Origin of the sequence: Catellatospora chokoriensis (assembly GCF_011297315.1) — a bacterium.
Classification (GTDB): Bacteria; Actinomycetota; Actinomycetes; order Mycobacteriales; family Micromonosporaceae; genus Catellatospora; species Catellatospora citrea.
Genome location: NZ_JAAOTI010000001.1, coordinates 24,165 through 47,527, shown reverse-complemented (window position 1 = coordinate 47,527; position 23,363 = coordinate 24,165). Strand labels below are relative to the sequence as shown.

Here is a 23,363-nt window from a genome sequence, read left to right as displayed (position 1 = left end):
GATCTCCTTTATGAGGGGTGGGGGTGGGCGGGACGGTCAGCGGGCCGCGCCGCCGGTGTAGGGCCGGCGGTGCTGCGAGGAGTGCCAGGCGGTGGCCCGCCGGGCGAGGACCCCGAACAGCCAGAACACGATCACGCCGAACGCCGAGGCGAGGAACACCGCGGCGAAGAGCATCTCGGACTGCAGCCGCCGGGGGTACACGTAGATGAGCTGGCCGAGGCCCGGGTCTCCCTGCTGGAAGAAGAAGTCGCCGACGATCGCGCCGATGACCGCCGCCCCGGCGGAGATGCGCAGCCCGGTGAGGATCGCCGGCAGCGCGGCGGGCAGCTGCAGCTTCACCAGGCGGGTCAGCCGGCCGGCGCGGTGCAGGGTGAACAGGTCGTGCAGCGCGGGGTCGACCGAGCGCAGGCCGAACAGCGAGTTGGCCACGATCGGGAACAGCGCGATCAGCACGCACGTCAGCACCCGGCTGGAGAAGCCGAAGCCGAACCAGAACCCGAACAGCGGCACCAGGGCCAGGACCGGCACGGTCTGCAGCGCCACCGCGTACGGGTACAGCGAGCGCTCGACCCAGCGCGCCTGGCTCATCAGGATCGCCAGCGCCAGGCCGAGCACCGCGGCGCAGACCAGCCCGGTCACCGCCACCGCCGCGGAGAGTTGCAACGCGGCCAGCAGTTCGGCGACGTTGGCCGGGTCGCCGAAGGCGACCTTGACGACCTCGTGCGGCGGGGGCAGCAGGAAGCGCCGATCGACGTCGATCAGCACGTAGCTGCCGAAGTACCAGGCGGCCAGCACGAGCGCGGCCACCGCCGTGGGCGGCGCCAGCCGGCGGGCCTGCCGGGTCAGCACACGGGTCATGCGGCGACCTCGATCCGGTCGGCGGCGCCGCCCTGCAACAGGGCGGTCACCTGCGAGGTCAGTTCGGTGAAGGCGGGGGAGAAGCGCACCTCGGGCAGGCGCGGGTACGGCAGCGGCACGGCCACGTCGCCGACCAGCCGTCCCGGGCGGTCGGCCATCACGAGCACCCGCTGCGACAGGTAGACCGCCTCGGCCACGGAGTGGGTGACCAGCAGCCCCGCGAACCCGTCCGCGACGAACAGCTCCTGCAGGTCGTCGCCGAGCCGGGCGCGGGTGAGCTCGTCGACGGAGCCGAACGGCTCGTCGAACAGCATCAGCTCGGGCCGGCCGGTGAGGGTGCGGGCCAGCGACACCCGCATCCGCATGCCGCCGGACAGGGTGCCGGGCAGCGCGTCGGCGACGTGGGACAGGCCCACCCGCCGCAGCGCCTCCTCGGCCCGGTCGCGGCGCTCGCGCGCGGGCACGCCGGTCAGCTCGCCGGCCAGCTCGACGTTGCGCCGCACGCTGCGCCAGGGCAGCAGGGTCGGGTCCTGGAACACGAAGCCGAGCCGCTCGGTGGCACGGCCGACCGTGCCGGCGGTCGGCGCGAGCAGACCCGCGGCCAGCCGCAGCAGGGTGCTCTTGCCGCAGCCGGAGGGCCCGACCACGGCCGTGAACTCGCCGGGGGCCAGGGACAGGGTCACCCCGTCGAGGGCGACGGTGCCGCCGGGATATCGCATGCCGACCGCCTCCATCATCAGGGCGGGTCTGCCGTCGTCGGTCACGCGGTGCGTCCTATCTGTGCGGAGTCTATCTGTGCGGGGTGGTCGTCCGGGTCGTGCCGGATGACCGTGGTGCGGGCGACGATCCGCCCGTCGTGGACCACCAGCCGGTGGGCGGTGGCGGTGGCGAGGGCCTCGCGCAGCGAACTCGCGCGCACGGCCAGCAGTTCGGCGGGTGATCCGGGCACGACCGTGACCGGGGGCAGACCGGCGGCCTTGCGGGCCTGCACGCTGACCGCGTCGTACGCGGTTTCGGGGGTGTCGTGCCCGGCCAGCACGAGCAGCGCCGCCGTCTCCAGGGGGTCGCCGCGGCCGAGGAGCTGGAACGGGTCCTGCAGGTTGTCGCCGCCCGCGGCGACGGTGACACCGGCGGCGCGCAGCGTGCGCAGCGCGGTCAGCCCGCGCGGCACGGCCCGGTCGTGGTCGCGTCCCTGCAGGAACAGGTTGGTCTGCGGCAGGCAGGCGACGGCGATCCCGGCCCCGGCCACCTTGTCGGCGATCTGCCCGGCCCGGTCGGACGCCATCATGCCGAGGCTGACGCAGTGCCCGGCGATGACGCCGTGCGGGAAGCCGGTCGCCGTCACCGCGTCGGCCAGCAGCTCCAGCGTGCAGGGGTCGGGGTGCAGCCATTCGTCGACGTGCAGGTCGAGCGGGACGCCGTGGCGTGCCGCGAGGTCCAGGCAGATCTCGATGCAGCCGGCGGGATCGGGGTCGAGCCCGGGGCACGCGCCGACCGCGTCCGCGCCCGCGGCCAGCGCATCGGCCAGCAGCGCCCGGTTGGCGGCCCCGGCGGCGCCCGTCAGCGGTGTTGCCGCGAACGCGGTGACCTGCACGGTGCAGCGGGCGGCGGCCTGGTCGCGTACCGCGAGCACGGCCAGCAGCGCGCGCAGACCGATGCCCTCGCCGAGGTCGGCGTGGGTGCGCACGGCCGTCGCGCCGTGGCCGAGGTAGGCGTCGAGGGCGGCGCGGGCCGAGTTCTCGACCCGTTCACGGGTCAGCGACGGCCGGTACGCCAGCCAGGCGGTGACCGCGCCGAACAGGTCCCCGGCCGGGTTGGGCACGGCGTCGGCGCTCAACGCCTTGTCCAGGTGCGCGTGGATCTCCGCGGGCGCGGGCAGCAGCAGGTGCCCGGCGAGGTCGACGACCTGGGCGCCGGTGGCGTCGCCCGTGCCGGCCGCCGCGACCTGCGCGATCACGCCGTCCCGCACCCGCACGTCGACCTGGCGCCCGTCGGCGAGCACGGCGGCCCGCAGCAGGAGCGGTCCGCCGGTCACGGCTTGGGCTCCGGGCTGCTCCAGCGTGCCGACGCCGACGCGAGTTCGACCGGGTAGACCAGGCGGTAGCCGCGGTCCTGCCATTGTTCGACGACCGCGGCGGCGAACTGGTTCTGGCCGTCGTCGCCGAAGCGCACGCCGTCCCACGGCATGATCATCTGTACCGCCGACAGGGAGGTCCGGCGCAGCGCGATGCGGATCGCGGCGGGATCGGCGGACCCGGCCGCGTCGACGGCGGCCGCGAGCGCCATGGTCGCGGTGAACGCGTCGGCGGCGACCGCGCTCATGGGCTTGGCGTAGCGCTGCTCGTACAACTGGGCGACGAGCCGGGCCGTCGGGTCGCGCCCGGCGAGGTCGGCCGACCACGGCACGGCCCGCAGCAGCGCGGCTCCGCTGTCGGGCCGTTCGAGCAGCCGGAAGCCCTGGCCCAGGCCGAACAGCGTCGGCCGCGGTTCGGTCTGCCCGGCGGCGTCGGCGACGGCCCGGGCGCCGGCCGCGGTCTGCGCCCACGCCACCACCGTGTGCCCGGCCGATTCGGCGAGCCGGTCGCGCAGCTGCGCGGTGTCGGGCGCGCCCGCCTTCACCGTCAGCGCCCCGCCGACCGGCACGGCCGCCCGGCGGGCCAGGTCGCGCAGGTTCGTCACGGCCGCGGCCGAGCCGCCCCGGCCTTCCTCGGTCACCAGGGTGATCCCACCCGCGTCGGTGCCGCGGCGGGCCAGCAGCGCGAACGCAGCCTCCGCGAGCCGGCTGTCGCTCGGCCCGGTCCGGAAGTACCAGTCGATGCCCAACTCGGTGAGAAAGTCGTCGGTGCTGCGCGCGTCGAGCAGCGGCACTCGCAGCCGCGAGGCGTGGCTGGCGGCGGCCTCGGCGAGCTCCGTGGACCCGGCGAGCACCAGCCCGGCTACGTGCTCCTGCTCGGCGAGTGCCGTCATCGCGGTGGTGGCGGCCTCGGTTCCGCCCGCGGTGTCGCGGACGGCCAGGCTCAGCCGCGCGCCGCTCCGCCCCGGCAGGCCGGTGCCTGCGGCCAGTGGCAGCGGAAGATCCGGGTGGTCATCGTTGACGATGTCGACGGCCAGCCGCGCGCCGTTCACGGCCTCGACGCCCCAGCCGGCGTCGGGGCCGCTCTGCGGGGCGAGCACGCCGACCGTGGCCGGCTGCGGGGTGTCCGTCGTGGTCGTGCATCCGGCGGTCAGCAAGGCGACCGAGGCCAGGCAGCACGCCAGGCGCAGCCGATTCATGGGACGCACGCTCCGTTGTGGATTTGCCAGTGCCGATGATCGTGGACCGGGGTATCTTTTCGTGCGCGACTGAGAGTTTCAAGCCCTGGCGTCGTATGTGTTCCGTTAAATAAGTTCATCCCGGATGTACTTGCTGCGACATCAACGCCGACGGTTAGATGTACGGAGCAAACCCTAGATCACTCTGATGTGGACTGAGCAAAGTGTACGGAGGTCGTCCGGTGACGGATCAAGGGCGTCGCGGCGGGCGGGCGACCGGGGCGCATCGCCGCTCGTCACCGCTGCGTGCACGGCTCTGGCGGGTGCCCACCAAGCTCGCCGCGGTGCTCACCGTGCCGCTGCTGGGCTTCCTCGTCGTCGCGGGCATGCAGATCTCCGACTCGGTGCGCACCGCCGCCGACCTCGACGCGTTCTCCCGTCAGGTCGCCCTCGGCGACGAGATCACCACTCTGGTGCACGAGCTGCAGAACGAACGCGACCGCACCGTCGGCATGCTGGTCTCGCTGTCGGCGGGGGGCTCGCCGGTCCGTGACGTCGCCGCCCTGGCCCCCGAGCGCACCGCCGTCGACCGCGCCGCGGCGCGCTGGCGCACGGCCGCCGCGGAGCTGGCCGCCGAACCCGCGACGGTCGGCCCCTACCGGACCGCCCGGGACCGGCTCGACCAGGTGGCGCCGATGCGCGCCGGGGTCGGCGGTGGCTGGCTGCGCGCCCAGGCGGCCTTCGACGCGTACACCGGTGTCATCGCCGCTCTGCACGCGCTGCTGCCCACCCCGGCCGACGTCGGCGGCGACGCCGCGCTGGGCCGGCAGGTGCGCGGCTTCAGCAACCTGGCGCGGGCCAAGGAGCTCACCGCGCAGATCCGCGGGCGCCTCTACATGCTCTGCTACGGAGCCGCCTTCGAGTCCGCGCCGGGCGCTCGCCTCGCGCAGGCCCGCGCCCAGCGCCAGGCCGCGCTCACCTCCTTCCGCGCCGACGCCGACCCGGCCCAGGTCTCCCGGTTCGAGGACGTCGTCGCCGGTCAGGCCGTCCGGAGTGCCAACCGGCTCGCCGAGACGATCGACGCCGCGGAACCCGGGTCCGGAGTCGACCCGCAACAGTGGTGGTCCGCCAGCACCACCGAACTGGAACAGCTGCGCACCGTCGAGCAGGATCTGCTGGCCGGCGCGTCCGAAGCGGTCGCCGCGGCCAGCGCCAGCCAATGGCTCACCACCCTGTTCGGCTCGCTCGTCACCATCGTGCTGCTGCTCGCGGCAGTGCTGATGTCCATCGTGATCGGCCGGAACATGGCCGCCACGCTGCGCTCGCTGCGCACCCAGGCGCTGGTCGTCGCCGAGGTCGCGCTGCCCGGCGTCATCGAGCAACTGCGGCTGTCCCCGACGACCGCGCCGCCGGTGCACGTCGAACCGATCGTGGTCGGCTCCCAGGACGAGGTCGCCGAGGTCGCCGAGGCGTTCACCGCCGTACACCTGAGCGCGGTGCGGCTGGCCGCCGAGCAGGCGAGCATGCGGCGCAACGTCAACGAGATCTTCATCAAGCTGTCCCGGCGCAGCCAGACCCTGGTGGAACGGCAGCTGCAGCTGCTCGACACGATGGAGTCGGCCGAAGTCGACCCCGACAAGCTGGGCAACCTGTTCCGGCTCGACCACCTCGCCGCCCGCCTGCGCCGCAACGACGAGAACCTGCTCGTGCTCGCCGGCGGCGACACCGCCCGGCACTGGAACCGGCCCAAGGACCTCAACACCATCGTGCTCGCGGCGACCGCCGAGGTCGAGCACTACCAGCGGGTGCAGCACGACACCCCCGACGGGGTGCACGTGGTCGGCCACGCCGTCGCGGACGTGGTCAACCTGCTGGCCGAGCTGCTGGAGAACGGCACGGCCTTCTCCCCGCCCGACACCTCCGTGCGGGTCAGCGGCCACGCCCTGGCGGACGGCTCGGCCGAGCTGATCGTCGCCGACGACGGCATCGGCATGTCCGCGCAACTGCTCGCCGAGGCCAACAGCCAGGTGTCGGAGCCAGTCAGCATCGACACCTCCGCGGCCGAGCGGATGGGCCTGGTCGTGGTCGGACACCTCGCCCGGCGGCACGGCATCACCGTTGACCTGACCTCCGGCGTACGCGGCGTCACCGTGCGGGTGCACCTGCCCGAGGCGCTGATCGCACCGGCCCCCGCCGAGGAGCCCGACGCCGCGCCGCCCGCCGGCGACCCCGAAGCCGACGCGGCGCTGTCGTCGTTGCGCCGCCGCGTGCCGACCCGATCCGAGGACGTGCTGGCTCCCGAGCGCCGCTCGCCCAGCATCTGGTGGACCCGCGACCCCGAGGAGCAGGCAGCCGCCACACCGGTGCCCGAATCCGCCCCGCAGCCGCCGACGCTGACCAAGGCCGGGCTGCCCGCCCGCACCCGTCGGACGGTGCCGCAGGCCAACCAGGCCGCGAGCACCCGCTACGAGGCCGACCCGGATGCGCTGGGCGACACGCTGACCAGGCTCTACCAGGGTGTACGGCGGGCCGAGGCCGAGGCCGAGGCGCAGGACGGTGCGGAGCAGGGCGCGGAGGCCTCGCCCGCGCCGGAACAGGACGACGCCGAGGGGCGGACCGAGGCGGAGCGGCAGCTGACTCAGCCGGCCGGCAAGTGACAGGAGAGTGGAAATGGCGATCAGCGCAGCTGCGCGTGACTTCAACTGGCTCATCAACGGATTCGCCGAACGCGTGGCCGGTGTCGTGCACACCGTGGTGGTCTCGTCGGACGGCCTGCTGGTGGCGGCCTCGGACCGGCTGCCGCGCGACAGCGCGGACCAGTTCGCGGCGGTGACGTCGAGCCTGGTCAGCGTGACCAAGAGCGCGGCGTCGCTGTTCGACGGCGACTCGGTGCGCCAGACCGTGGTCGAGATGGGCCGCGGCTTCCTGCTGGTGATGCCGATCCGCGACGGCTCGATCCTGGCCTCGCTGACCGCCGCCGGGGCGGACGTGGGCGTCGCCGGATACGAGATGGCCAAGCTGTGCAAGCAGGCCGGCGAGGTGCTCACCCCGGCGATCCGCGCCGAACTGCAGCAGTCCCTGCCGCAGATCCAGCACATCGGCTGAGCTGCGGCACGCCGCTCAGCCGGCGAGCACCCGGCGCAGCTCGGCCATCGCGCGGTCGGTGCCCCAGCGCGCGAGCTGCGGCCAGGTGTACGACCCGCGCAGCTGCTCGAGCGCGCGGACGCCGACCAGGTAGCCGATCCGGTCGGGCAGGTGGTGCCCGGCGTGCAGGTTCAGGTAGCGCCGCTGCACGTCGCGGTCCGTCGCGTCCAGACACGCCAGGATCTCCGCCCGCGCGGCGGGCAGCGCCTGCTCGCACTCGGCCAGCCAGTCCTCGTGGCCGGGGCCGAACCACAGGTGCTCGGCAGGCCCGTACTCCGGCAGCAGCTCGGTGGTGAGCAGGGTCGCGAAGCCCTCGGCGAAGATCCCGTGCCCGAGTGGACCCTCCTCCGGCCACGGCGGGGCGGGCATCGGCAGTTGGATCGCGTGCGCCATCTCGTGCGCGGCGAGGATCCTTGCCGCGGTGGCGTGCGGCACCTGCTCGACCGCCAGGAACAGGGTGGGCCTGCCGCCGACCTCGCTGACCCAGCCGTTCGACCTGGCCAGGCCGACCATGCTGACGCACGGCACGGTCAGGTCCTCGGCCTGCAGCACCGGGGCGACCAGCTGGGCGGCCTGCTCGAACCAGCCGGCGGCAAGCGCCGCGTTGGCCGTGATCCGGTCGATCAGCTCGGGGTATCGCGCGAGCGCGGGTCCGGGATCCGGTTCGCCGCCGCCACGGATGGCGTCGGCCACGACCTCGGGATGGCGGGTGATGTACGCCCGCCACAGGGTGAGCTGCCGGTCCGGGGGAGCGTCCGCGGCCTGCGCCCAGAAGTCGAGGAAGGCGGGGACCAGATCGCGTACCAGGGTGGGCATCCGGCGATCGTATCCGCGCTCCTGCCGCGTCGAGGTGGGACGAATTGCCCCTCCCGGTCGACGCGGGGCACCCACCTCTTTCTATTGACAGAGGCAAATGTAAGCCATACGTTCAGTGCATCGTCGGTGACGCTGAGGGGTGGTCCGATGGTTCGCAATGTCAAGAGAACGGTGCTGGTGCTGGTGGTGGGACTGCTGGCCGCGCTCGCACTCGGGGCGTCCCCGGCATACGCCGACTGGTGCCTTCAGAACAACCCGGACGGCTCCTGGACCTGGATCGACTGCACCACATAGGCCGGCGACGCCGCGGCAGGGCGGTGCGGGGGTGCCGCCTGCCGGCCGTCGCACATCGCTTGATCGAGCGCGCTCGTGCGACGATGAGCGCCGGGTCACCGTCGACGAGTTGGAGTGGTCATGCGCTGGATGTGGCTGGTAATCGGAGTGCTGCTGGTGCTGTCGGGGATCGTGTGGACCCTGCAGGGGCTGGACCTGCTCGGCCAGTCCGGCGGCATGAACGGGCAGCAGATCTGGGCGTTCATCGGCCCGGTCACCGCGGTCGTCGGCGTGGTCCTGATCCGTCTCGGGCTACGGCGGCAGGCCTAGCGCCGACGCGGTCTCCGCGCTGACGGGCGACCCGTCCCACGACGTGGACCCCGCGGCCGTCCGTGCCGCCGGGAGCTGGGTTTACCCGGCCGCCCGATGAAATCGCCCGCAATCGAATGGTGCGCGGTTCGCGGACTTGCCTCCCTGCTCCCTGCTCCCGTCTTGGCGGGACGACGGGCCGGGGCGATGCCGTCGAAACCACATCAGGTCCGCGGAAAGCTTGCTCATTTGCCGTCGCACAGCGCATAGTTCCAGTACACCCCCGTCTCGTCGTAAGGAATGCCGCCGTGCATGCAGACAACCTTTCGCCTGTACGTCCCGATCTGAGCTCAATGACGGAAATGACGCACGAGGCGATGGTTGCGCGCTGGCAGCAGGGCCTGGTCACGCCGATGTCCTCCACGATCAACACCTTTGCCAAGACCGACGGCAGCTGGTGGACCGTGAGCGACGGCGCGTGGCAGCGGGTTCCGGAGAGCGCGCGCAGCGAGCAGCTCGACTACCACCATGACCGTTTCGCGTCGACCTGCCAGGCCAAGGGCCCGGCGGGGACGAACTCGCCGTGGGGCGCCAGCCCGGGAAGCATGACCGGGCGTCGGTAGCCCGACGCGGATTCTCGCGACATCGGAAGCTTCGACCAACGGGCCGGTGAGGTTCAGACCGCGCGGAAACGCGGGGTCCTGGACCTCACCGGCCCGTTGGCGTTCAGTTCCCGGCGTCGGGTGCCGGGGCGGGTGTTTCGGTGTCGGTGTCCCGGCCGGTCCGCAGCGCGAGCCGGTCCAGCACCAGCACCTGCACCGCGGCGACCGCGGCCGCGACGACGAGCAGGACCGGCAGCGGATACAGCCAGCCGGTCGGCACCGCGTCCGGGGCACCGAACATCTGGATCGCCTGGAGCACCACGACCTGCATCGGGGCGCTGTCGGGCGCGTAGCCCGCGATGATCGGCCACAACGTGTCCTGGGCCTGCACCACCCACGTGATCAGCGCGGCGAGCCCGACGGCCGGCAGCGCCCGGGTCCAGCGCACGCCGCGGAACAGCAGTGTCGACCCGAACAGCACCGGGATCGTCAGCGACGCGGGCGGGATCAGGAACAGGAACGCGCTGCCGTCCTCGGTGCGGTGCATCCAGGCGTCGGGTGCGAGTCCGGCCAGTCCCACGAACAGCCACGGCGCGAACGGCAGCAGTAGCAGCTCGCTGCGGCGGCCGAGCGGCCGCAGCGCGCCGATGCCGTAGCCGGCCAGGGCCGCGGCGAGCGCCCCGACGACCGTCGAGATCAGCGGCGGCAGCCAGGTGAAGGCCAGGTGGGTGAACAGGCTTCCGCGTACGGCCGCGGTGTCGAAGCCGACCGAGTTCAGCAGCCACGGGGTGAGCCCGGCCAGGCCGAGCAACAGCAGTCCACCGGCGACGACGGAGGCGGCGACCCGCCATCCCGTGGTGCTCACCGGGGCCGTGCCCTGCTCCGCCGACGCAGGCTGGTCGGTGGGCACGACCCGGGTCCGGGCCAGGATGAGCCAGACCGTCACGCCGATGCCGAGGACCGCCAGCAGCAGCCCCAGCAGGACCGCGACGGCGGAGGCCGCACCCAGCCGGAAGGTTCGGAACGCCTGGTCGAAGATCAGCACCGTCGGGGTGGCGTAGCGCGGACCGTCGGCGGTCCGGCCCAGCACGTAGGGGAAGCCGAACGACTGCAGGCCGATCGCCAGCGCCGATGCGGCGAGGACGCCGCTGACCAGCAGAGCGCCCGCCCACGTGTCGCGCGGCTGGGTCGAGCGCCGGAACACCAGCAGGAACGCTGTCGCGCCGAGCCCGACGGCGAGCCCGAAGAACGTGAGGTACTGCGCCAGCAGCGGGTTCACCCCGTCGGGGGAGCGGTCGAACGTGAGCATCCAGGAGGCGGCCGCGCCCGCGGTGGCCAGTCCGGCCAGCGGCAGCGCGAACGCGATGCGGACCGTCCAGCGGCCGGCCCGGCCCGCCCGCGCGGCGAGGTATGCCAGCGTGCCGCCGCCGACGACCGCGGTGAGCGTCACCAGCACGGCGGAGACCAGCGGCCAGACCAGCGCCGCCGCGAAGTCGGGGAACGAGTCCGCGTAGTTCTCCAGCCCGACCTGCTCCGCATCGCGACCGAGCATGTCGACGTCGGTGAAACTCGCCAGCACGGTCCGCACGGTGGGCACGACGTAACCGCTGAGCAGCAGCACGAACGCGGGAATGACGGCGAGTAGTCCGAACAGGACGTGCGCGGTGCGGTCAGGGGACTTCGGCACGGTCTCGGTCACAGTGTTCGATGCTAGTGCCCGCTCCTGACGCCGGCACCCGGTTCGTCCGACCGAAATGGACGGTGCGCCGTCACGCCGACGCGCGCAGGTAGGTGAGCACGGCCAGGACTCGGCGGTGGTCCTCGTCCCCGGCGGCCAGGCCGAGCTTGGCCATGATCGACCCGACGTGCGTCTCCACGGTCCGGTCGGTGAGCCACAACCGCCGCGCGATGCCGACGTTGGTGCGCCCTTCGGCCATCAACGCCAGCACCTCCCGCTCCCGCGGGGTGAGCGCGGCCAGCGGGTCGTCGCGCCGGGGTGCGGCCAGCAGCCGGGCCACCACCTCCGGATCGAGTGCCGAGCCGCCACCCGCCACCCGCCGCAGCGCCTCCAGGAAGTCGTCGACGTCGAACACCCGGTCCTTGAGCAGGTAGCCGAAGCCGCCCCGGGCGACCAGCCCGACGCTGTGCCGGGTCTCGATCTGCTGGGACAGCAGCAGGATGCCCAGCCGCGGATGGCGCTCGCGCAGGGTCACCGCGGCGCGCGCACCGTCGTCGGTGTGGTCGGGCGGCATCCGGATGTCCACGATGGCCAGGTCGGGATCGTGGTCCCGGACCGCGTCCAGCAGGGCGCCTGCATCGCCGACCTTCGCCACGACCGTGCAGCCGGCGTCCGCGAGCAGCCGTGCCAGCCCTTCCCGGAACAGCGCCGAGTCCTCGGCGATCACGACACGCACGGCAGCACCGCCCGCACGACCGTGCCCCGCCCGGCGGCGCTGTCCACCAGCAGCGCGCCCCCGGCCGCCGCGACCCGGTCGGCGAGCCCGGCCAGGCCCGACCCGGGTCGCAGCCGGGCGCCGCCCCGGCCGTCGTCGCTGATCTGCACCGCGAGTTCGCGGTCCGCCCTGGTGACCCGCAGGCCGATCCAGCCCGCCTCGGCGTGCTTGACGACGTTCGTCACCGCCTCGCTGACCACGTAGTACGCCGTGGTCGCCACGTCGTCGGAGACGTCACCGGCGGCGACCTCGACGGTGACGGGCACCGTCAGCGAACCGGCGAGGGTGCGCACGGCCGCGTCGAGCCCGTCGTCGAGGCTGCTCGGACGCAGCCCGTGCGCGATCGCGCGCAGCTCCGCGACGGCGGTGCCCAGCTCGGCGACGCTCTGGTCGAGCAGGCCGTTCACGTCGACGCTGCCGTCGTGCAGGTGCCGCTGCGCCAGCCGCAGTCCCATGCCCAGCGACACCAGCCGCTGCTGCGCCCCGTCGTGCAGGTCGCGTTCCAGGCGGCGGCGCTCCCGGTAGCCCGTGGCGAGCAGCCGCGCGCGGCTGGACTCGACCTCGCGCAGCGCCCCGGCCAGTTCGATGCGCAGGCGCACCACCTCGACCAGCAGCGCGCAGCTCGCCGCGATCTCGCGGAGCAGCTGCGGGGAGCCGACGTCGCCGCGGATCAGCGCGCCGATCTCCTGCCCGCTCAGCATGACCGGCACGGCCTGCGTGTCACCCGTGGACACGGTCTCGCCGTCCGCGTCCACCAGGTCCGCCGAGCCGGGCACCCGGTAGGCCACCCGCAGCCGCGGGTCGCGCAGCGCCCCGCGCAGCACCGCCTGGAGCTGCTCGGGCGCGGCCGCTCCGGCGTGGGTGCGCTCGCGCAGGCCCTCGACCGCCGCGAGTGCGGCCCGGCGCTGCGGATACATCCGGCCGTCGACGAAGCGCTGCAGCCGGGTCCGCACCGGGTTCAGCACCGCCGCGCAGCCGGCTGTGGCGGCGGCCGCGGCGACCGCGCCGCCCTGCCCGGCCAGCAGCCCGCCCAGGAACGACACCAGCGTGTACACGCCCAGCAGCACGGCGGTGACCGCGCCGTACGTGACGGCGGCGCTGATCGCCTTGTCGACGTCGTAGAGGTCGTGGCGCAGCATCGCGATCGCGACGGCGACCGGGATGGTGGCGAACAGCCCGTACAGGCCGATCATCGCCAGGCCGGGCCGGTCCAGCAGCAGGTAGCTGAGCCAGCACATCAGCAGGGCCGCCGGCAGCCAGAACGCGGCGATCGCGAACCACTTCAGCTGTGCCCGGCGCACCGGATCGCCGGCGGCGCGACGGAACTTCACCACCATCGCGGCCGCGGCCGTGACCAGCAGCGCGAGGAACCCGAACACGAGCCCCAGCGCCCCGGCCATGGCCACCTCGGGCAGCGTGCCCAGCACATGCGGCGCGTCGGCGAACGGGGCCGCGTACGGGTCGGGGTCCATCGCGCAGGCGACGATGAACAGCACCACGTCCGCGACGATCGCCACCGGCGCCCACCGCCAGCGGGGACCGGGCACCCGGCCGTCGGGGAAGTACAGCATCAGCAGCGCGACCGGCAGGTACAGCAACGTCCACGAGCCCTGCATCAGCGACACCGCGAGGTCCGGCAGCGGCAGCCCGTGACGGTACGCGGCCAGCAGGTACGTCTCCGCCGCCGGAATGAACCCGATCGCGAACCCGACGAGCGCCAGCAGCAGCCCCACCGGGTTGGCCGGGCGGCGTGCCGCGACGATCGCACCCAGCGCCAGCGAGGGCAGGCTGAGCGCCACCCCCGAGGCGTACCAGGCGATGTCCCCCGCGCCGGCCCCGGCGCCGAGGGTGAGCAGGCCGAACCCGCCCAGCAGCAGCATCAGCACGGTGAACACGGCGACGGTCGTGGCCCAGCGTCGGTACATGCCCGTCAGGCTAAGGAACTCGGCGGCCGCCGCACATCCGTACTGGCCCGGACATCACCTTCCGTGGTCGCTCCGATGCCCGTGACCGGGGCCCGGCGCGACCCTGGGACGGCAACCGCTTCGAACGCCACGAGGGAGACGCCATGAACAAGACCATCGCGGGGATCGGCCTGGCCGGAACGCTGTTCTGGACGGTCGGCATCATCGCGCAGTTCGCCGACGAGAGCCTGTCCCGCACCGGCGACATCCTGATCTGGATCGGTTTCACCGGCATCGCCGCCTTCATCGTCGGCCTGCTGCGCAGCGGCGCGGCCGGCCGCGGCCTCTTCGCGAAGATCGCGCTGGGGGTGTGGGCGCTGGGCCACCTGTGCATCGCGATCGGCGGCGTGGTCCAGGACGCCACCGGCGACGCCGACAACCCGTTCTACCCGATCGGCGGCCTGGGGCAGATCGTCGGCGGCTTCGCCTCGGCGATCGTGATCGCCCGCGCGGGCGTGCTCACCGGCTGGCGGCGCTGGGCACCGCTGGCCTGGGCGATCACCTACCTGGGCATGTTCGCGGCGCTGGTCTCCGGCGGCGACAACCCGCCCACGCCGCTGATCGTGCCGTTCCTGGTCTGGCTGGCCGCGATCGCGGCGACCTGCGTCGGCTTCGCCACGGCTCCGTCGGCACAGGACCGGGTCACCGCGGTCGCCTGATCCGGGGGTGGGGGAGAGGTGCCCGGCGGTCATGGGGACCGCCGGGCACCTCGGGCGTACGGGGGACGGGCAGCCGCCCGCCGAGGTGCTTCAATGCCTCATGCCGTTCTCCGCAACCCTCTCGGCGATCGACGGCTGGCTGGCCGAGCACGCGCCGCTGACCCTGCGCGACCTGCCCCCGCCCGCGACCACGGCAGACCTGGCGAAGGTGCGCGCACACCTCGGCGTGGACCTGATCAAGGACGTGGAGGAGATGCTGCGCTGGCACAACGGGGCAGGGCGCGCCACGCCGCCGTTCTGCCTCGCGCCGCGATTCGCCTTCCTCGGCACGGCCGACATGATCGCCGTATCCCGGCGGCGCATCGCCGAGGACGAGGACCGGCCCATGTGGCACCCCTGGCACCGGCAGTGGCTGCCGGTCGCCACAGGCAGGCGGGGCGCGTACCTGGTCGTCGACCACTCCGACAGCGACACGCACGGCCACCTCACCGTCTCGTCCACGGAGGACGGCCGCGACGATCCCAAGAGCTGGCCCGATCTCGGCACGCTGCTGTCGCGCACCTACGAGGCGATGCGGTACGGCAGCCGGTTCATGAAGTCCCGGCGGACCGTGCTCGACGGCAGGCTCGACTGGGAGGAGGCCTGACGCCGGGTGCGACCGTCGCGTAGCCGGTCCTGCCCACTATCAGACAGTGGATGTGGTCGATATCCGCTACCGTGCGCGGCGTGACGGTCCTGATGATGTTCGCTGCCTGCTACGGCGTATGGCAGCTCACGATGCTCGCCTCCGCGACCCGTACGGTGCGTATGCCGCTGCTGGTCCTCGGCGTCGTCGCCGGGCTCTACGGCGCCGGCCTGCTCGCGCTCGGCCTGCAACTGGTCTACACGCGCGGCATGGCCGCGCTGACCGGTGACCCACTGCCCGAGATCGTCCGCACCGCCAGCTACACCGTCGACCCGCTCATCGAGGAGCTGGCCAAGGTGGCGCCGTTCGCGCTGCTCGCCCTCCTGCACCGCAAGGTCCGCGCGCAGTGGGGGCTGACCGACTTCCTGCTGCTGGGCGCGGCCGGCGGGGCCGGGTTCGGGCTCGTCGAGCAACTGCTGCGCCACGCCGACGAGGCCGCCGCGGTGACCGGCGGCGGGCCCTTCGAGGGCTGGTCGCGGATGCAGGGCTTCAGCTTCGTGCAGATCTGGGGCCTGCCCGACCTGGTCACCTCCTGGCTGCCGACACCGGTGTCCTACCTCGACGCGTTCTCGACCGGCGCGCCCAGCCCCGACATCAGCCTGCACCTGGTCTGGAGCGCGCTGGCCGGGCTCGGCCTCGGGCTGCTGATCCGCGGCAGCGCCCCGCAGCGCCTGGCCGGTGTCGCGCTGCTGCTGTTCCCGTGGCTCGACCACGCCGCGTACAACCACGAGGTCGCCGACCCCGACGTCGCGGGCATCATCAACGCGTTCGCCACCCCGCTGGCCTTCCTGCGCCACGCGCTGTGGCTGTACCCGCTGCTCGCGCTGGCCGCCGCGACGTTCCTGGACCGGCGCACCCTGCTCGCGGCCAAGCGCGCCTGGCCCGACACGCTGACCGCGCCCGAGCGCGCGGGTCGGCCCGCGCTCGCCGCCCTGGGCGGGCACGCCTTCGCCGGCCTGCCCTGGACCCCCTATTTCACCTGGACGTACGTGCTGACCCGGCGTGCCGCGCTGTTCAGCCACGACCGGGTCGCGCCCGACGACCCGATGCGCCAGGCCGTCGCGCGGGCCACCACCGCCCTGGACGCCACCCGCACCGCGCAGGCCTGGCGCGGGACCGGGTTGCGCCGCCGTGACGGAGCCACCCCGCGGCGTGGCATCAAGCCCTGGCTGCCTCTGATCGTCTGGGCGGCGTTGCTGATCCCGGCGGTGCTCTACTTCCTGCCCGGCAGCCTGCCCACCTTCTCCGGTGTGCAGGGCCTGCTGGCGCAGCCGTGGGTGTTCCCGCTCGTCCTGGTCTTCTCCGTGGCGGGCCTGGCCTGGCTGGGCCGGCAGCTGTACGCCACCGCCCGGCGGCTGCGCCCGCTGCTGGCCGCCCCGGCCGCCGACGCCGCCGTGCGCGCCGAGCTGCGCCTGCTCACCGGCTTCGGCAGCATCGCCGCCGGGATCGGCAGCCTGGTCCTCGGCCTGGCCGCGGGCGGGCCCGACCAGCCGATCCTCACCTCGCACATCCTCGACGCGATCAGCCAGACCCTGTTCCTGGCCTCGCTGCTGCTGGCCATGCTCGCCATGGTCTGGTTCCCGCCGCTCGGACTGGCGGCGCTGGCCGGGGGCGGCTTCCAGCTCGTGCTCACCGCCGCCGCGGCCGACTTCCTGGCCACCCTCGCCGGGGCCGGGGCGCTGGCCGTCCTCGCCGCGATGATGAGCGGCAACGGCAGCGGCGGCCGCGGTGACGACTACTGGGAGGAGAAGTACGGCCAGGACGATCCGCCGCCGCGGCAGGAGCGCATCAGCGACGCCAACAAGGCCGAGCTGGAGGATTCGGGCTGGCTCAAGAACAAGCTGAAGGACCCGCAGCAGCGCCGGGACTTCATGAAATGGCTGGAGCAAGGCCACAAGCAGGGCGAGGCTCACGAGCACCTGCGTCCCGGCTCACCGGAGGCCGAGGCCAAGCTGGCGGAGTTCCTGGCGGAGATGCTGTAGGCGACGTTCCACCCGGCTGCGGGACGGGCAGGATTGCCTACGCCCGCAGCCTGGCCCGCACCGCCTGCTGCGCGTCGAGGTCGGTGCCGGTGCGGAGCAGGTACGGCGTCACGCCGCCGTACCGCTCGTCCAGGTGCGCCAGGGTGTGCAGCATCGGCTCCGGCGAGCAGCCGTCGGTGCGGGCGTAGTCGTCGGCGATCAGCCCGTGGTCGACCCCGGCGAGCCGCAGCAGCAGTGCGACCAGCACTCCGGTGCGGTCCCGGCCGGCGTGGCAGTGCACGACGACCGGCCCGGCCGGGGCGTGCGCCACGGCGCGCACCGCGGTGCCGATGCGCTCGATGTTGTGGTCGAGCATCGGCGCGTACGTGTCCGGTGGCGGGACGTAGCCGAGCACGTCGTCGAGCATGGGCACGTGCCGGTAGACGGGGTCGTCGGCGAACGGGCTCGGCCTGCCCTCGAGCTCCCAGGCCCACCGCAGGTCGACGACGCGGCCGACGCCTCCGGCGCGGGCGGCCTGGACGGCCGCCGGCGGCAGCTGGTCGTGGTGGCCCGTGCGCCACAGCGCCCCGGCGCGGATCCGCCCGCCGTCGGCGGTCGGCAGCCCGCCGAGGTCACGGGCATTGCGGCAGGCTGACCAGTCCAGACTCATCGGCTCCCCCTCGCCGGGCCGGCGGGCCCTGCCATCCTGCGATGGTAGTGCCCGCCGGTGCGCTGGGTCAGCGCTGGACGGACTTGGTCTCCAGATACTCGTCCAGTCCGAAGTGGCCGAACTCGCGGCCGTTGCCGGACTGCCGGTAGCCGCCGAACGGGGCGAGGGCGTTCCACGGCGCGCCGTTGACGTCGACCTGCCCGGCGCGCAGCCGCCGGGCGACGGCGAGGGCGTGCTCGGGTTCGCCGAAGACGCCGCTGGTCAGCCCGTACATGGTGCTGTTGGCGATGGCCACGGCGTGGTCCTCGTCGGTGTACGGGATGATCGTGAGCACCGGGCCGAAGATCTCCTCCTGGGCGATCGCGGAGTCCGGGTCGACACCGGCGAAGATCGTCGGTCGCGCGTAGGCGCCGGCGAGCCCTTCGGGCCGTCCCGGGCCACCGAACACCAGCTTCGCGCCGTCGGCGATGCCGCGCTCGATGTACCCGTCGACCTTGCGCCGCTGCTCCTCCGAGGCCAGCGGCCCGAGCCGGGTGGCCTCGTCGGTGGGGTCGCCGACGGTGTACTGCGCCGCGGCCGCGACCGCCAGTTCGACGATCTCGTCGTGGCGGGCCGCGGGGACCAGCATCCGCGGCCACGCGCCGCAGACCTGGCCGCTGTTGGTGAACACCATCATCAGGCCCTTCTCGACGGCCTTGGCCAGGTCGGCGTCGTCGAGGATCACGTTCGCGCCCTTGCCGCCGAGTTCGAGCGCGACCCGCTTGACGGTCTGCGCGGCGACCGCGGAGATCCGCCGGCCGGCCCGGGTCGAGCCGGTGAACGAGATCATGTCGATGTCGGGGTGCGCCGAGATCGCCTCACCGACGACCTCGCCGCTGCCGTACACGACGTTGAACACGCCCGCCGGCAGGCCCGCGTCGGCGGTGACCTCGGCCAGGATGCGCGCGGTCAGCGGCGCGACCTCCGACGGTTTGAAGACCATGGTGTCGCCCGCCACCAGGGCGGGCGCGAGCTTCGACATGATCTGCTGGAGCGGGAAGTTCCACGGCGTGATCGCGCCCACGACCCCGATCGGCTCGCGGACGACCAGGGAGTTGCCGACCTGCTCGGTCCAGGCGTAGTCGGCGGCGAGGGCGGCGAAGGAGTTCGCCACGGCCACGGGGAAGCCGATCTGGGCGGTACGGGACATGGTGATGGGTGAGCCCATCTCGGCGGTGATCGTGACGGCGATCTCCTCGGCGCGGGCCTGCAGCCCTTCGGCGATGCGCCGCACGACGGCGGCCCGCTCGGCCGGGTCGGTGGCCGCCCAGCCGGGGAAGGCGGCGCGGGCCGCGGCGACGGCCAGGTCGACGTGCGCGGAGGTGCCGGCGGGTGCCTGGGCGACGATCTCGCCGGTCGCGGGGTTGGTGACGGGGATGGTCTCGCCGGAGCCGGCGACGATCCGGCCGCCGATCCAGTGTCCGTGCGGGGTGTGTGCTGGGTTGTTCATGGGTTCGACTGTGCCGCCACCGCGAGACCGTAACCAGGCACAACCTGTCCGTGGCTGAGCCCGGCGGCCCCGTGCAGGATCGGTCGCCGGAGGACGTGAAGCGTCGCGCGCTTGTGAGAGCCGAGCGGCGCCTCGCCGCATCCGGTGTGACTGTCGCCGCCGAGGGAAACAAGCTTGACCAGGGCGTTGTTTGCAAGATCAGAGGAACGGAGCCGCATCATGCAACGGGATCGACTCGCCGATTTTCTCCGGACGAGGCGCGAGGCGCTGCAGCCGGAGGACGTGGGGCTGCCCCGTGGGCAGCGGCGGCGCACCGGCGGCCTGCGCCGCGAGGAGGTCGCGGCGCTCAGCGGCATGTCGACCGACTACTACAGCCGCATCGAGCAGCAGCGCGGACCGCACCCGTCGGAGCAGATGCTCGCCGCGATAGCCCGGGGCCTGCGGCTGTCGCTGGAGGAGCGCGACCACCTGTTCCGGCTCGGCGGCCACGCCGTGCCGCGGCGGGTCCTGCGCGCCGACCACATCAACCCGGGCATGATGCGTATCTTCGACGGCCTCGGCGAGGCCGCCGCGCAGGTGGTGAGCGACCTCGGCGAGACGCTGCGGCAGACCCGGCTGGCCGTGGCACTGCTGGGCGACGAGACCGCCTACACGGGGCTCGCCCGCAGCCTGCACTACCGGTGGTTCGCCGACCCCGCGACGCGCGAGCTGTACCACCCGGACGACCACGCCGTACACAGCCGGCAGCTCACCGCGGACCTGCACCGCTCCTACACCCGCGACGGCGGCCGGGGGCGGGCCGGTGCCATCGCGGACGCGCTGCTGCGTACCAGCCCGGAGTTCGCCGAACTATGGCGTGGGCACCCCGTGCCCGGCCCGTACTGCGTCGCGAAGCGGCTCCGGCACCCTCAACTCGGTCCGATCGAGCTGCAGTGCCAGACCCTGCTCGACCCCGACCAGTCCCAGTCGCTGCTGGTCTACACCGCGACCCCGGGCACGGAGAGCTACGAGAAGTTGCAACTGCTGTCGGTCACCGGTGCGCTGCCGGCCTGAAACGGCGGCCCGACTCCGCCTTACCTCGCGGGCTCGCTGATGAGGTCGTGTTCGTGGAGCCAGGCGAGCAGGTGTTCGGCGAGTTCGCGGGGGTGTTCCAGCTGGGGGACGTGGCCGGAGTCGAGTTCGACGTAGGTCCAGTGCGGCAGCCGGGCGGCGACCGCGCGGGCGGAGCCGATCGGGACGTGCCGGTCGTGCACGCCGTGCGTGAGCAGCACCGGCATCCGCAGCGACTCCATGGCCTGCCAGTAGCCGCCCGGGCGGGCCAGCAGCCGCAGCAGCGAGCGGCTCGCGCCGAGGTAGCCATCGGCGCGGCGCGGGTTGGCGGCGCTCATCTCCTCGTCGAGGGCGACCGCGTCGGCGATGACCTGTTCCGGCACCCGGGACGGGTCGGCGCAGGTCATCGCCAGGGTCTCCTCGATGCGCCGCCGGGCCGGCACGGTGGCCAGCCGGCGTCGCATGGCCCAGCCCGCGAGGCCGGGCACGAGGTTGATCAGGAAAAGCCGGCGGATCTGCGGATCGATCTTGACGTTCGGGGCGATCGGCACGCTCGGGTCGACCAGCGCCAGGCCCCGCACCGCGTCCGGGGCGGCCGCCGCGGTCAGCGTGGACACCATGCCGCCCATCGAGTTGCCGACCAGCACCGCGGGCTCGCCGACGACCTCGGTCAGGTAGCGCCGCAGCAGCTCGGCGTTGGCGGTCACCGTGGTCGGTCCGGCCGCGCCGCCCGTGCGGCCGAACCCCGCCAGATCCAGCGCGGTGACCCGGGCGTACGGCGTCAGCAGCGGCGCGATCCGGGTCCAGTTCAGGTGTGAACCGCCCAGGCCGTGCACCAGGACGACCGGTGGCGTGTCCGGCCGCCCGCCGAAGTCGACGTGGTGCACGGGTCCGCCGAGGTCGACGTACGCGCTTCTCATGGTCCGCTCCGCTCCGCGCCGTACTTGCGCAGCTCGCGCTTGGCCAGCGAGGCCTTGTGGACCTCGTCGGGGCCGTCGGCCAGTCGCAGCGTACGCGCGGCGGCCCACATGTGCGCGAGCGGGAAGTCCTGGCTGACGCCGCCGCCGCCGTGCACCTGGATCGCCTTGTCGAGCACCCAGCCGGCCATCTCCGGCACGACGATCTTAATCGCCTGGATCTCGGTGTGCGCGCCCTTGTTGCCGACCGTGTCCATCAGCCACGCGGTCTTGAGCACCAGCAGGCGGGCCTGCTCGATGCGCACCCGGGCCTCGGCGATCCACTCGCCGACCACGCCCTGCGCCGCGAGCGGCTTGCCGAACGCGACCCGCTCGGTGGCCCGCCGGCACATCAGCTCCAGGGCCCGCTCGGCCATGCCGATCAGCCGCATGCAGTGGTGGATGCGCCCCGGCCCGAGCCGGGCCTGCGCGATGGCGAAGCCCTCGCCCTCGCCCGCGATCAGGTTCGCGGCGGGCACCCGTACGTCGGTGAAGGTGATCTCGGCGTGGCCGCCGTGCCAGCCGTCGTCGTAACCGAACACGTGCATGCCGCGCTTGATCTCGATGCCGGGGGTGTCCCGGGGCACCAGGATCTGGCTCTGCTGGCGGTGCCGATCGGCGGACGGGTCGGTCTTGCCCATCACGATGAAGATCGCGCAGCGCGGGTTCATCGCGCCCGACGACCACCACTTGCGCCCGTTGATCACGTACACGTCGCCGTCGCGCTCGATGCGGGTGGTGATGTTGGTGGCGTCGGACGAGGCGACCTCGGGCTCGGTCATGCAGAACGCCGACCGGATCTCCCCGGCGAGCAGCGGCTTGAGCCAGCGGTCCTGCTGCTCGGCGGTGCCGAACATGGTCAGCACCTCCATGTTGCCGGTGTCCGGGGCGTTGCAGTTGATCGACTCCGGGGCCAGGTGCGGGCTGCGTCCGGTGATCTCCGCCAGGGGCGCGTACTGCAGATTGCTCAGCCCCGCGCCCAGCGGGTGGTGCGGCAGGAACAGGTTCCACAGGCCGCGCTTGCGGGCCTCGGTCTTCAGCTCCTCCATGACCGGCGGCGTGGTCCACGGCGCGATCCCGCCGAGCTGGTGCTCGGCGATCGCCTCGGCCGGGTACACGTGCTGCTCCATGAAGTCGAGCAGGTCGGCGCGCAGCTGCTCGGTGCGCTCGTCGTACGAGAAGTCCATGTGCTTACGCCTCCTGCAGCGTGCGGTGACCGAGCTTGATCAGATGCGGGACCATCGCGCCGACCCGGTCGAAGCCCTCGCCGACCGTCTGGCCCGCGAGATACCGGTAGTGGATGCCCTCGAGGATCCCGACGAGCTTGTAGTGCGCGAACGCGACGTACCACGGCAGCTCCGACAGGTCCGCGCCGCGCCGGGCGGCGTAGCGCGCCGCCATCTGCGCCGACGTCGGGAAGATCCCCGGCGGGGGAGCCTCGCCGAACAGGCCGTCCATGACCGGCTCGGTCCACATGCGCCAGTAGCACAGGAACAGGCCCAGGTCGGCGAGCGGGTCGCCGATGGTCGCCATCTCCCAGTCGAGCACTGCCACGATCTGGTCGCCGGGCCCGACGATGCAGTTGTCCAGGCGGTAGTCGCCGTGCAGGATCGACACCTGCGCGGACTGCGCGGGCATGCGAGCGACGAGGTCGTCGTGCAGCTCGGCCAGGCCGGGCAGCTCGCGGTTGTGCGAATGCTGCAGCTGGGTGCTCCAGCGGCGCAGCTGCCGGGCCAGGTAACCGTCCGGCTTGCCGAAGTCGCCCAGCCCCACCGCCGACGGGTCGACCGCGTGCAGGTCGGCGAGCACGTCCATCAGCGCCAGCGACAGCGAGCTGACCCGCTCGGCGCCCAGGGTCGCGGTCTGCCCGGCGGTGCGCCAGACCGTCCCGTCCACGTGTTCCATCACGTAGAACGGCGCCCCGATCACCTCGGGGTCCTCGCACAGCGCCACGGTGCCCGGCACCGGCACCCGGGTCCCGCCCAGCGCGGAGATCACCCGGTACTCCCGGGACATGTCGTGGGCGGTGGACAGCACGTGCCCGAGCGGCGGGCGGCGCACCACCCAGCGCTGCGCGTCGTCGGCGACCCGGTAGGTCAGGTTGGACTTGCCACCGGGGATCAGCTCCCCGGTCAGCTCCCCGCTGACCAGGCCGGGACGCACCCGGTCCAGGAAGGACCGCAGCGCGGCCAGGTCGAGTCCCTTCGGATCGGTCATGCCCC

At 73.3% G+C, this 23,363-nt stretch carries 22 protein-coding genes; 9 read left to right on the top strand and 13 right to left on the bottom strand.

The window, feature by feature from the left end; genetic code table 11:
* Nucleotides 1–36: 36 nt before the first annotated feature.
* From HAV39_RS00215 to HAV39_RS00200, 4 genes are read right to left on the bottom strand one after another with little or no spacing between them, the layout of a single operon-like run.
* Nucleotides 37–858, bottom strand: coding sequence for an ABC transporter permease (locus tag HAV39_RS00215; RefSeq protein ID WP_191837102.1), 822 nt, complete (start codon nt 856–858; stop codon nt 37–39).
* Nucleotides 855–1,622, bottom strand: coding sequence for an ABC transporter ATP-binding protein (locus HAV39_RS00210; protein ID WP_239120924.1), 768 nt, complete (start codon nt 1,620–1,622; stop codon nt 855–857). Before HAV39_RS00210 ends, HAV39_RS00215 begins: the two co-directional genes overlap by 4 nt.
* The gene (locus HAV39_RS00205; protein ID WP_191837101.1) at nt 1,619–2,893 is read right to left on the bottom strand and encodes an amidohydrolase family protein; all 1,275 of its coding nucleotides are present in this window, start codon (nt 2,891–2,893) and stop codon (nt 1,619–1,621) included. The genes HAV39_RS00210 and HAV39_RS00205 overlap by 4 nt, the downstream gene beginning before the upstream one ends.
* Entirely contained in the window at nt 2,890–4,131 is a 1,242-nt protein-coding gene (locus tag HAV39_RS00200) for an ABC transporter substrate-binding protein (RefSeq protein WP_191837100.1), read from the bottom strand. Before HAV39_RS00200 ends, HAV39_RS00205 begins: the two co-directional genes overlap by 4 nt.
* Nucleotides 4,132–4,352: 221 nt before the next feature.
* On the opposite strand from HAV39_RS00200, the gene HAV39_RS00195 reads away from it, so the two are divergent.
* Nucleotides 4,353–6,767 carry a nitrate- and nitrite sensing domain-containing protein gene (locus tag HAV39_RS00195; RefSeq protein ID WP_191837099.1) on the top strand — a complete coding sequence of 805 codons (2,415 nt, stop codon included), beginning with the start codon at nt 4,353–4,355 and terminating at the stop codon, nt 6,765–6,767.
* Nucleotides 6,768–6,780: 13 nt separating this feature from the next.
* Nucleotides 6,781–7,215, top strand: a complete 435-nt coding sequence (locus HAV39_RS00190) for a roadblock/LC7 domain-containing protein (RefSeq protein WP_191837098.1) — start codon at nt 6,781–6,783, stop codon at nt 7,213–7,215.
* A 15-nt stretch (nt 7,216–7,230) separates the two neighbouring features.
* Here the strand turns inward: HAV39_RS00190 and HAV39_RS00185 are convergent, their stop codons facing one another.
* Nucleotides 7,231–8,070 carry a hypothetical protein gene (locus tag HAV39_RS00185; RefSeq protein ID WP_191837097.1) on the bottom strand — a complete coding sequence of 280 codons (840 nt, stop codon included), beginning with the start codon at nt 8,068–8,070 and terminating at the stop codon, nt 7,231–7,233.
* A 147-nt stretch (nt 8,071–8,217) separates the two neighbouring features.
* Here HAV39_RS00185 and HAV39_RS00180 point away from each other — a divergent pair, with 147 nt between their 5' ends.
* The 3 genes from HAV39_RS00180 (at nt 8,218) to HAV39_RS00170 (ending at nt 9,275) form a co-directional block, all read left to right on the top strand.
* Nucleotides 8,218–8,364, top strand: coding sequence for a hypothetical protein (locus tag HAV39_RS00180; protein ID WP_191837096.1), 147 nt, complete (start codon nt 8,218–8,220; stop codon nt 8,362–8,364).
* Between the two features lie 120 nt (nt 8,365–8,484).
* On the top strand, nt 8,485–8,673 hold the full coding sequence (locus tag HAV39_RS00175; RefSeq protein ID WP_191837095.1) for a hypothetical protein: 189 nt from the start codon (nt 8,485–8,487) through the stop codon (nt 8,671–8,673).
* Between the two features lie 341 nt (nt 8,674–9,014).
* Nucleotides 9,015–9,275, top strand: a complete 261-nt coding sequence (locus HAV39_RS00170; RefSeq protein WP_120320815.1) for a hypothetical protein — start codon at nt 9,015–9,017, stop codon at nt 9,273–9,275.
* Nucleotides 9,276–9,378: 103 nt separating this feature from the next.
* On the opposite strand, the gene HAV39_RS00165 is transcribed toward HAV39_RS00170, so the two are convergent.
* From HAV39_RS00165 to HAV39_RS00155, 3 genes are all read right to left on the bottom strand, one after another.
* Nucleotides 9,379–10,953 carry a sugar ABC transporter permease gene (locus tag HAV39_RS00165; protein ID WP_191837094.1) on the bottom strand — a complete coding sequence of 525 codons (1,575 nt, stop codon included), beginning with the start codon at nt 10,951–10,953 and terminating at the stop codon, nt 9,379–9,381.
* 70 nt (nt 10,954–11,023) lie between these two features.
* On the bottom strand, nt 11,024–11,668 hold the full coding sequence (locus HAV39_RS00160; RefSeq protein WP_191837093.1) for a response regulator transcription factor: 645 nt from the start codon (nt 11,666–11,668) through the stop codon (nt 11,024–11,026).
* Nucleotides 11,656–13,632, bottom strand: coding sequence for a sensor histidine kinase (locus HAV39_RS00155; RefSeq protein WP_203736652.1), 1,977 nt, complete (start codon nt 13,630–13,632; stop codon nt 11,656–11,658). The genes HAV39_RS00160 and HAV39_RS00155 overlap by 13 nt, the downstream gene beginning before the upstream one ends.
* A gap of 143 nt (nt 13,633–13,775) precedes the next feature.
* Here HAV39_RS00155 and HAV39_RS00150 point away from each other — a divergent pair, with 143 nt between their 5' ends.
* The 3 genes from HAV39_RS00150 (at nt 13,776) to HAV39_RS00140 (ending at nt 16,997) form a co-directional block, all read left to right on the top strand.
* Nucleotides 13,776–14,330 (top strand): hypothetical protein, encoded by a 555-nt coding sequence (locus tag HAV39_RS00150; protein WP_191837092.1) that lies wholly within the window; start codon nt 13,776–13,778, stop codon nt 14,328–14,330.
* A gap of 100 nt (nt 14,331–14,430) precedes the next feature.
* Nucleotides 14,431–14,976 (top strand): SMI1/KNR4 family protein, encoded by a 546-nt coding sequence (locus HAV39_RS00145; protein WP_191837091.1) that lies wholly within the window; start codon nt 14,431–14,433, stop codon nt 14,974–14,976.
* A gap of 80 nt (nt 14,977–15,056) precedes the next feature.
* Nucleotides 15,057–16,997, top strand: a complete 1,941-nt coding sequence (locus HAV39_RS00140; RefSeq protein WP_191837090.1) for a PrsW family glutamic-type intramembrane protease — start codon at nt 15,057–15,059, stop codon at nt 16,995–16,997.
* Between the two features lie 37 nt (nt 16,998–17,034).
* Here the strand turns inward: HAV39_RS00140 and HAV39_RS00135 are convergent, their stop codons facing one another.
* On the bottom strand, nt 17,035–17,646 hold the full coding sequence (locus tag HAV39_RS00135; RefSeq protein ID WP_191837089.1) for a tyrosine-protein phosphatase: 612 nt from the start codon (nt 17,644–17,646) through the stop codon (nt 17,035–17,037).
* A gap of 67 nt (nt 17,647–17,713) precedes the next feature.
* The gene (locus tag HAV39_RS00130) at nt 17,714–19,135 is read right to left on the bottom strand and encodes an aldehyde dehydrogenase family protein (RefSeq protein WP_191837088.1); all 1,422 of its coding nucleotides are present in this window, start codon (nt 19,133–19,135) and stop codon (nt 17,714–17,716) included.
* 219 nt (nt 19,136–19,354) lie between these two features.
* Here HAV39_RS00130 and HAV39_RS00125 point away from each other — a divergent pair, with 219 nt between their 5' ends.
* The gene (locus HAV39_RS00125) at nt 19,355–20,188 is read left to right on the top strand and encodes a helix-turn-helix transcriptional regulator (protein WP_191837087.1); all 834 of its coding nucleotides are present in this window, start codon (nt 19,355–19,357) and stop codon (nt 20,186–20,188) included.
* A gap of 20 nt (nt 20,189–20,208) precedes the next feature.
* Here the strand turns inward: HAV39_RS00125 and HAV39_RS00120 are convergent, their stop codons facing one another.
* The 3 genes from HAV39_RS00120 to HAV39_RS00110 are packed head-to-tail and all read right to left on the bottom strand — an operon-like array spanning nt 20,209 to nt 23,358.
* The gene (locus tag HAV39_RS00120; protein ID WP_191837086.1) at nt 20,209–21,105 is read right to left on the bottom strand and encodes an alpha/beta fold hydrolase; all 897 of its coding nucleotides are present in this window, start codon (nt 21,103–21,105) and stop codon (nt 20,209–20,211) included.
* Nucleotides 21,102–22,328, bottom strand: coding sequence for an acyl-CoA dehydrogenase family protein (locus HAV39_RS00115; protein ID WP_191837085.1), 1,227 nt, complete (start codon nt 22,326–22,328; stop codon nt 21,102–21,104). Before HAV39_RS00115 ends, HAV39_RS00120 begins: the two co-directional genes overlap by 4 nt.
* Nucleotides 22,329–22,332: 4 nt before the next feature.
* Entirely contained in the window at nt 22,333–23,358 is a 1,026-nt protein-coding gene (locus tag HAV39_RS00110) for a phosphotransferase family protein (RefSeq protein WP_191837084.1), read from the bottom strand.
* Nucleotides 23,359–23,363 lie beyond the last annotated feature (5 nt).

What these genes read in the sequence shown, in the direction of transcription:
- HAV39_RS00190 (WP_191837098.1), top strand. Translation starts at nt 6,781, where the DNA reads ATGGCGATCAGCGCAGCTGCGCGTGACTTCAACTGGCTCATCAACGGA.
- HAV39_RS00170 (WP_120320815.1), top strand. Translation starts at nt 9,015, where the DNA reads ATGACGCACGAGGCGATGGTTGCGCGCTGGCAGCAGGGCCTGGTCACG.
- HAV39_RS00185 (WP_191837097.1), bottom strand. Translation starts at nt 8,070, where the DNA reads ATGCCCACCCTGGTACGCGATCTGGTCCCCGCCTTCCTCGACTTCTGG.
- HAV39_RS00180 (WP_191837096.1), top strand. Translation starts at nt 8,218, where the DNA reads ATGGTTCGCAATGTCAAGAGAACGGTGCTGGTGCTGGTGGTGGGACTG.
- HAV39_RS00175 (WP_191837095.1), top strand. Translation starts at nt 8,485, where the DNA reads ATGCGCTGGATGTGGCTGGTAATCGGAGTGCTGCTGGTGCTGTCGGGG.
- HAV39_RS00145 (WP_191837091.1), top strand. Translation starts at nt 14,431, where the DNA reads ATGCCGTTCTCCGCAACCCTCTCGGCGATCGACGGCTGGCTGGCCGAG.
- HAV39_RS00200 (WP_191837100.1), bottom strand. Translation starts at nt 4,131, where the DNA reads ATGAATCGGCTGCGCCTGGCGTGCTGCCTGGCCTCGGTCGCCTTGCTG.
- HAV39_RS00150 (WP_191837092.1), top strand. Translation starts at nt 13,776, where the DNA reads ATGAACAAGACCATCGCGGGGATCGGCCTGGCCGGAACGCTGTTCTGG.
- HAV39_RS00110 (WP_191837084.1), bottom strand. Translation starts at nt 23,358, where the DNA reads ATGACCGATCCGAAGGGACTCGACCTGGCCGCGCTGCGGTCCTTCCTG.
- HAV39_RS00215 (WP_191837102.1), bottom strand. Translation starts at nt 858, where the DNA reads ATGACCCGTGTGCTGACCCGGCAGGCCCGCCGGCTGGCGCCGCCCACG.
- HAV39_RS00125 (WP_191837087.1), top strand. Translation starts at nt 19,355, where the DNA reads ATGCAACGGGATCGACTCGCCGATTTTCTCCGGACGAGGCGCGAGGCG.
- HAV39_RS00115 (WP_191837085.1), bottom strand. Translation starts at nt 22,328, where the DNA reads ATGGACTTCTCGTACGACGAGCGCACCGAGCAGCTGCGCGCCGACCTG.
- HAV39_RS00130 (WP_191837088.1), bottom strand. Translation starts at nt 19,135, where the DNA reads ATGAACAACCCAGCACACACCCCGCACGGACACTGGATCGGCGGCCGG.
- HAV39_RS00135 (WP_191837089.1), bottom strand. Translation starts at nt 17,646, where the DNA reads ATGAGTCTGGACTGGTCAGCCTGCCGCAATGCCCGTGACCTCGGCGGG.
- HAV39_RS00120 (WP_191837086.1), bottom strand. Translation starts at nt 21,105, where the DNA reads ATGAGAAGCGCGTACGTCGACCTCGGCGGACCCGTGCACCACGTCGAC.
- HAV39_RS00155 (WP_203736652.1), bottom strand. Translation starts at nt 13,632, where the DNA reads ATGTACCGACGCTGGGCCACGACCGTCGCCGTGTTCACCGTGCTGATG.